The organism is Leptolyngbya sp. ST-U4 (assembly GCF_039962215.1).
Lineage (GTDB): Bacteria > Cyanobacteriota > Cyanobacteriia > Elainellales > Elainellaceae > Leptolyngbya_A.
This window is the reverse complement of record NZ_JAMPKZ010000018.1, coordinates 78,237-84,757: the sequence shown is the minus strand read 5'-3', so window position 1 is coordinate 84,757 and position 6,521 is coordinate 78,237. Positions and strand designations below refer to the sequence as shown.

Sequence of the window (6,521 nt, the reverse complement as noted above, 5' to 3'; positions counted from 1 at the left end):
GTGGTTCGTGCTCAAGAATTGGATGCGTCAACGCTGGGATGAATTTGATAGCTTTCGCGATTGTGTCGATGCTGCCTTCAACCATTGTTCGAACGTGTATCCGTAAAGCTATACAACTTCCGCAACTCAATCTCAAAGCACTATGGTTTCCCATTGTCAAATATTGGCTCAAGCAACATTAGCATCAGGGGCACCAGTTGTATCTGGTTATCGACCGGACGCAGTGGAAGCACCATAACTTGCTGATGATAAGTATTGTTTATCAGAAGCGAGCCGTCCCGGTGTTTTGGCATTGTCTTGACCATCCAGGGGCAAGTTCACTTTTGGAGCAGCAAACCGTTCTACGCCCGGCGTTAGCTCTGATGAACCGCTATCGGTGTATTGTGTGCTGGGAGACCGGGAGTTTCACAGCGTTTCTCTTGCCCATTGGCTGCGTTAACAACGGGTCGGATTCGTGCTCCGCTTGCCCAAAAGCACCACGGTCAAGTCCCACTCAGACGCTAAATTTGAGCGACTCGATGAGTTACTCCAATTTCCAGGCATTGCCTGCTTTGAAGTACAGGTGCAGGTGACTCAACAGCAAGGGTTTGGTCGATTCAATCTCGTCACCCGCTGGAAGCGAGTGTATCGCCAATCGAAAGCCAATCAGGTTTGGTATCTGTTGACCAATCTCACTGACATCGAAACTGCCTTTGATAGTTACGCTAAAAGGTTTTCGATTGAACCGATGTTTCGAGACTTCAAAACCGGGGGCTACAACCTCGAACACTGTCGCGCCATTGGACAACGCTTCCACGCTTTAGCTCTGTTGGTAGCGATTGCCTACACGATCGCAACCGAGCAGAGCAACCGCATTCGTCGCAAGTAAAATCCAGCACCATGTGGGACGAGTGGCAGAATCGACTCGACCCCAAAAACGGCATAGTGATTTTTGGATTGGATTGTACGGGCAGGTATGGATTCACTCGATGGATTTGTGGTCGAATTGGGCAGAGCAACTCATGTACCTCAAGCCGCAAAAACGTCGTTTTTTTCTGCAAGGGCTACGGGCGATGCGCTTGATTCAGTCTGCCTTCTAGCTTCTCTGTCACCCCATAAGTCTTGCGACACAACCGATAACCCTGCCGAAGTGCTAAGAATGTGAATCTGATCAGATGCACGATCAGTGATAGGGCTGTATATCAATCGTTATGGATTTGGTCTCTAACTCTAATTAGCAAGCATCAAAAAACGTAAAAACACTATCAGGAATGGATGCATTATTTTTATTCAAAATTTCGTAGTAACCCGCTCACTAAATCAATTCTAGTTATTCTATTAAGTGTTGAAACACACTGGTTTATGCCGCAAAAACTTCAGCAGTAAGAGTGATTAAAGCAATCACCGACCCATAAAGCCAAAATAGGGAAGCAGAAAGCTCAAAAAACAGGGCTGAATCGTTCTCTGCTGGATGTCGGGATTGGGATTCTGAAAGATGCAATCGAGTACAAGTTGCTGGAAGGAAATGGATTCTTGATCCATGCTCCTACACGTGAATTGAAATCGACACAACGCTGTGCAAAATGTTGGCAACTTACGCCTAAAATATTGTCTGACCGATTGCACGTTTGCTCTAATCCTGATTGTGGTCATGTCGAGGATCGGGATGTCAACTCCGCGCAGGTATGCGAGATATAGTATGGGAGGCGGGAACCGTCTTCCTCAGTCGCAGAGTCGCCTAGCTCTACTTCTGCGGAAGCATGAAGCAACTGGGGAGGAAGAAGCGACAGAAACCCCCGCTTCAAGCGAAGCTAAGCGGGACATAGTTCATCCCCTGCGACGATTGGAGGCAGATACAGACATGGCAACTCAGCTTCAGGTAGGATTAGTGGGCTACGGTGTTGCGGGGCGAGTGTTTCATGCACCCGTGATCAATGCTGTTCCCGAACTGAAGCTAACGAAAATTGTGGAACGTCACGGTGAAGCTTCCCGCCAGCGTTATCCGTGGGTCGAAGTCGTTCAGGATATCGATGCCCTATTAAGCGATGCTGCGATCGATTTGGTGGTGATTGCCACGCCTAATTCATCCCACTTTGAGCTGGTAAAACAGGCACTATTAGCAGAAAAGCATGTCGTCGTCGATAAACCCTTCACGCTCACTTCAGCTCAAGCACAGCAGCTGATCCAGCTTGCTCAGCAAACTCAAAAGGTCTTGAGCGTGCATCACAATCGCCGCTGGGACGGAGATTTTCAAACGGTTCAACAGATCGTCAGGCAGGGATATTTAGGGCAACTGGTGGAATATGAAGCGCACTACGATCGCTTTAGAAACACCCTAAAACCCGGAGCATGGCGGGAAGCGTCAGAACCAGGCAGCGGCATTCTCTTTGATCTGGGGTCGCATTTAATCGATCAGGCGCAGGTTTTGTTTGGTCTGCCCCAGGCAATTACGGCAGACGTTCGAGCGCAAAGAGCAGGAGCAAACGTCAATGATTATTTTGAGGTTGGGTTGGACTACGGAAGTGTGAAAGTGACCTTGAAAGCCGGAATGCTGGTGAGAGAACTGGGACCGCATTTCATTTTGCATGGCTCCAAGGGATCGTTTGTGAAATACGGCATGGACCCGCAAGAAGGGGCACTGCGGCGTGGACTCACTCCCACTGAATTGGATTGGGGACAGGAGCCACAAGCGCAGTGGGGGACGTTAAATACTGAGATTCATGGGTTACACTTCTACGGACAAATCGAGACAGTGCCGGGATGCTATCAGGCATTCTATGAAAATATTTATCAGGCAATCGTGCAAGGGGCAGAACTTGCTGTGAAGCCCGAAGAAGCGAGAAATACGATTCGCATGATTGAATTAGCCCTTGCAAGCAGCCGGGAGAAATGTACAAAAGTCTACAAAGACCTGGATGAAAGATAGTAGTGAAGCAGCCTATAGCATCGGTAATAGCACTCATTTCAGACGCTCATTTTTTATGCCTTTACTTCTGGCACGTTGGTGTTGATGCTAGAAAAGGTGTCTATCAAGTTTTATCTATGAGTTTCACGACTGAGATAGAAAAGTTGCCTGCTACTGCTGCATTTACTGCGATCGACGCTGACGCGACTGAGACTGCTTCTAGTATTGAGCCGTTCAGCTATGGACTGTGCTGTGTCGCGCAAGGGGCTGTCGGCGTGATCGGCTTTGCTTGTTTAACGCTGATCCCGATCGCCCTTCATCATAGATTATTCCCTCTCTAACTGAAATAGTAGAAGTCAGAATGCTCTTGAGTTTCAGGTTTGCTCTGGGTTTCTTGTAGCTTGTAGAGGTTAAAGAACAATCCAGAGCAAAGGAGCGACGAAGATCAAGCGACAAATCCTCTACTTCTTTGCTAGCCAAAATTGGATGCAGTTCATTCGTAGACTTGGGAAATCAAATCTCGCCGTTGGTCAAGTCTCCTTCAGCTTGAACCTGAACGAGCTTAATGTGCTTATAGCCCAGCTTAATCTCAAACTCGTCTCCTGGCTTTAGACCCATCATCTCGGTGTAGGCTTTCCCAATCACAATCTGTCCATTAGCGTGAACAGTGACACGATAAGTGGGCGTTCTACCCCTTCCAGCGACCTGCTCTGGCTCTACCGCCAAGCCCTGAGCCTCCAGGATGGCTTCGATAAACTCTGATAGGTTCGCCCTTTCCTTATCTTTTGTCCTTGTGACATAGCCACAGGCTTTTGCCTTCTCCGACTTGGAAAGGGTTGGAATTTCCTTTAATTTGCTCAAAAGAGCTTTGCCTCTCAAAGGTTCTATCGCAACTGCCATTCTTAACTGGGTTTTGAATAAACTACGGTTTCTACTTTCTCAACTTAACCATATTCTCATGCCAGTTCCGGGTAGAGATCTGCGCTTAGAGCAACAACATTCCCAGAAGCGATCGAGGGTGTGGCTGGGGTTGCAGCAAGCTCCAAGCACAAGCTGCGCTCGTGAAATAGAACAGAGCACAGATGGGCACATTGGTATAGAACGCAACCCTTGCTTATGCAAGCTTGCTCTTGCACGACAATGCACTACAATATACTACAAACATATTTACTGGAAAGGCAGCATGATGCAAAAGGGAACTCCTGCCTACAATCTGATCTTGCCTGTGGGTACGCAGGTCGTCGCCCGTGTGGAGGTTAAAACCTCGACCGGAAAACTCGTCTGCCTGCGGGGAGCAGTAGGCGCGATCGTCAAATCCCCCACTGATAACTCCCACGCCTATCAAATTCAACTGCCCGATGGGTCTACTGTCAATTTGCGGCGGCATGAGTTCAGCATCCGCAAGCACTACCAGAATGAGGGATTACAGACTTCTGAGGCAGTGTTGAGCGACTATAACCTGTACGATGCTGTCATTTATCGTTGTATCGTCGGTTCCAGGGCGTATGGACTAGACAACGAAGTCTCGGACATTGATCGTCGGGGAATTTATTTACCCCCCGCCACCTTGCATTGGTCACTTTACGGCATTCCAGAGCAGCTAGAAAACGCTGCCACCCAGGAATGCTACTGGGAACTCCAAAAGTTTTTGATCCTGGCACTGAAGGCAAATCCAAATGTGCTGGAATGCCTCTACACGCCCCTGGTTGAAACAACAACCCCGATCGCAACGGAACTATTGCAGATCCGGGCAATTTTCCTGTCGCAGTTGGTCTATCAGACCTATAACAGCTATGTGCTGTCGCAGTTCAAGAAAATGGAGCAAGATCTCCGCACCAAAGGCGAGATTCGCTGGAAGCACGCGATGCACCTAATTCGTTTGCTGCTGTCGGGAATTACCGTGCTAAAGGAGGGTTTTGTGCCCGTACAAGTTGAGGACTATCGATCGCAGCTTTTAGCCATCCGGCATCAGGAGATGTCGTGGGATGCGGTCAACGAATGGCGGCTTCAGCTGCATCAAACGTTCGATCGCGCCTTCACCAACACGAAACTTCCTGAACGTCCAAACTACGAGAAGGCAAATGCCTTTTTGATTGAAGCACGTCGCAGCATGGCTGCCGCTGAACCATGAACTCACTCCCAGCCCAACTGCTTACTACCGCGACACAACAACCCTATCCGCTTCTATTTGCCACAATTAGCGGCGCACACCTCTACGGCTTTCCCTCGCCCGACTCTGATTATGATCTGCGAGGCGTTCACATTCTGCCGCTCAAGCAGGTAATTGGACTGGATATGGGACAGGAAACGATCGAGGTCTCGCAGCTTCAAGACGGATTACAGCTTGATCTCGTCACCCATGACCTCAAGAAGTTTTGTGGGTTGCTATTAAAGCGAAACGGCTATGTCCTGGAGCAGCTTTACTCGCCGCACGTTGTCTACGCTATCGCAGAGCATGAGGAACTGAAGGCAATCGCCCAAGGCTGCATCACGCGCCATCACAGCCATCACTACCTGGGGTTTGCTCAAACGCAGTGGCGGCTATTTGAGAAGGAAACACCCCACCGTGTCAAACCGCTACTTTATCTCTATCGTGTTCTGCTGACAGGCATTCACCTGATGCAAACAGGCGAGATTGAGGCAAATCTGGTGAGGCTGAATGAGAAGTTTCAGCTTCCTTACCTCGCCGATCTGATTGCCCAAAAGTTGAGCAGCAGCGAAAAAGCAGTTCTGAGTCAAGCCGATCTGGCGTTCCACCAGCAGGAGTATCAGCGGTTGGTAGAAACTTTGAAAGCAGAGAGCGATTACAGCCATTTGCCGGAAGCTCCCTCTACAAAAACAGCGCTGAATAATTTATTAGTGCGTGTACGGCTGGCATTTGGATAGTTGTAATGTAGGGACAGAAACTGAAAGACATCATTTCGCTTTTTCCAGTCGCTCTACAAATTTCCGACGTTCCGGCGATCGCAATCCCACTTGTAGCACCTCCAGCACCTGTGCCATTTGATTACTCAGTAGTGCTGGCACGGCTAACCACAATCCTGGAAAGGTTGGACTACGGATAATCCCCGCTGAATCTGAAGGGAGCCGTTGATACTCTCCCTCTATGAGAACAAACCATTCAAGTTGGTTCTCGTAGGACTGCCAAACGATATACTCCAGCACCCCATTGCGCCGATACACCTGCTTTTTGATGCCCGTATCGATAGCAGCACTGCTCGCTGCAATCTCGACAATCAGTTCGGGCGATCCCTCAATATAGCCGTCACTGCTAATTCGAGTTTGCCTTCCTGCCGCCGATTCTATAAACAGCACTGCATCAGGCTGCGGTTCATTATCAAGATCGAGCCTCACAGTTGGCGCATCGCTCAGGTCAACGCCAGGAGTCATTGCTTGGTAGACACCGAGCCAGGTAATGATTCGACTGTGAGGTTTGCCATGCTGCTCGTGCCTTAAAGGAGATGCCACGTAAACAATGCCTTCGATCAGTTCTGCTTTTCGGACGTGAGGGGCTGCGGCATAACGCCGCTCAAATTCTGGGCGCGTTAAATGATCACCGCTTTGCAAAGGTGGGCAATCCGGCACTGGAGTCGATTGCGCTTGAGGAAATTGTTCACGCACCATCTGCCGAGCCTCG

Annotated in this window: 9 protein-coding genes and 1 pseudogene; 8 read left to right on the top strand and 2 right to left on the bottom strand. The window is 49.3% G+C overall.

Annotation, left to right across the window (positions count from 1 at the left end; translation table 11 throughout):
- The 6 genes and pseudogenes from NDA02_RS20820 to NDA02_RS20795 form a co-directional block, all read left to right on the top strand.
- Positions 1–106 (top strand): annotated as a pseudogene (locus NDA02_RS20820) (IS630 family transposase); the annotation flags it as partial.
- A 357-nt stretch (positions 107–463) separates the two neighbouring features.
- Positions 464–868 (top strand): transposase, encoded by a 405-nt coding sequence (locus NDA02_RS20815; protein WP_190791187.1) that lies wholly within the window; start codon positions 464–466, stop codon positions 866–868.
- Between the two features lie 22 nt (positions 869–890).
- Entirely contained in the window at positions 891–1,079 is a 189-nt protein-coding gene (locus NDA02_RS20810; RefSeq protein WP_190791186.1) for a hypothetical protein, read from the top strand.
- 412 nt (positions 1,080–1,491) lie between these two features.
- Positions 1,492–1,677: a zinc ribbon domain-containing protein gene (locus NDA02_RS20805; RefSeq protein WP_190791185.1), complete on the top strand. Its 186-nt coding sequence runs from the start codon at positions 1,492–1,494 to the stop codon at positions 1,675–1,677.
- 163 nt (positions 1,678–1,840) lie between these two features.
- Positions 1,841–2,905: an oxidoreductase gene (locus NDA02_RS20800; protein WP_190791188.1), complete on the top strand. Its 1,065-nt coding sequence runs from the start codon at positions 1,841–1,843 to the stop codon at positions 2,903–2,905.
- 116 nt (positions 2,906–3,021) lie between these two features.
- The gene (locus tag NDA02_RS20795; protein WP_348255758.1) at positions 3,022–3,225 is read left to right on the top strand and encodes a hypothetical protein; all 204 of its coding nucleotides are present in this window, start codon (positions 3,022–3,024) and stop codon (positions 3,223–3,225) included.
- A 172-nt stretch (positions 3,226–3,397) separates the two neighbouring features.
- Here the strand turns inward: NDA02_RS20795 and NDA02_RS20790 are convergent, their stop codons facing one another.
- Positions 3,398–3,784 carry an AbrB family transcriptional regulator gene (locus tag NDA02_RS20790; RefSeq protein ID WP_348249172.1) on the bottom strand — a complete coding sequence of 129 codons (387 nt, stop codon included), beginning with the start codon at positions 3,782–3,784 and terminating at the stop codon, positions 3,398–3,400.
- Between the two features lie 283 nt (positions 3,785–4,067).
- Here NDA02_RS20790 and NDA02_RS20785 point away from each other — a divergent pair, with 283 nt between their 5' ends.
- Complete coding sequence (locus tag NDA02_RS20785; protein ID WP_348255756.1) at positions 4,068–5,015, top strand: nucleotidyltransferase domain-containing protein; 948 nt, start codon at positions 4,068–4,070, stop codon at positions 5,013–5,015.
- A complete protein-coding gene (locus tag NDA02_RS20780; protein ID WP_348255755.1) occupies positions 5,012–5,770 on the top strand; it encodes a nucleotidyltransferase domain-containing protein in 759 nt (252 codons plus the stop codon). The genes NDA02_RS20785 and NDA02_RS20780 overlap by 4 nt, the downstream gene beginning before the upstream one ends.
- A gap of 30 nt (positions 5,771–5,800) precedes the next feature.
- On the opposite strand, the gene NDA02_RS20775 is transcribed toward NDA02_RS20780, so the two are convergent.
- Complete coding sequence (locus tag NDA02_RS20775) at positions 5,801–6,508, bottom strand: Uma2 family endonuclease (RefSeq protein WP_348255753.1); 708 nt, start codon at positions 6,506–6,508, stop codon at positions 5,801–5,803.
- Positions 6,509–6,521: the final 13 nt, after the last annotated feature.

Excerpts from the sequence above, each read along its gene's own strand:
- NDA02_RS20800 (WP_190791188.1), top strand. The coding sequence starts at position 1,841 with ATGGCAACTCAGCTTCAGGTAGGATTAGTGGGCTACGGTGTTGCGGGG.
- NDA02_RS20795 (WP_348255758.1), top strand. The coding sequence starts at position 3,022 with ATGAGTTTCACGACTGAGATAGAAAAGTTGCCTGCTACTGCTGCATTT.
- NDA02_RS20790 (WP_348249172.1), bottom strand. The coding sequence starts at position 3,784 with ATGGCAGTTGCGATAGAACCTTTGAGAGGCAAAGCTCTTTTGAGCAAA.
- NDA02_RS20785 (WP_348255756.1), top strand. The coding sequence starts at position 4,068 with ATGATGCAAAAGGGAACTCCTGCCTACAATCTGATCTTGCCTGTGGGT.
- NDA02_RS20780 (WP_348255755.1), top strand. The coding sequence starts at position 5,012 with ATGAACTCACTCCCAGCCCAACTGCTTACTACCGCGACACAACAACCC.
- NDA02_RS20775 (WP_348255753.1), bottom strand. The coding sequence starts at position 6,508 with ATGGTGCGTGAACAATTTCCTCAAGCGCAATCGACTCCAGTGCCGGAT.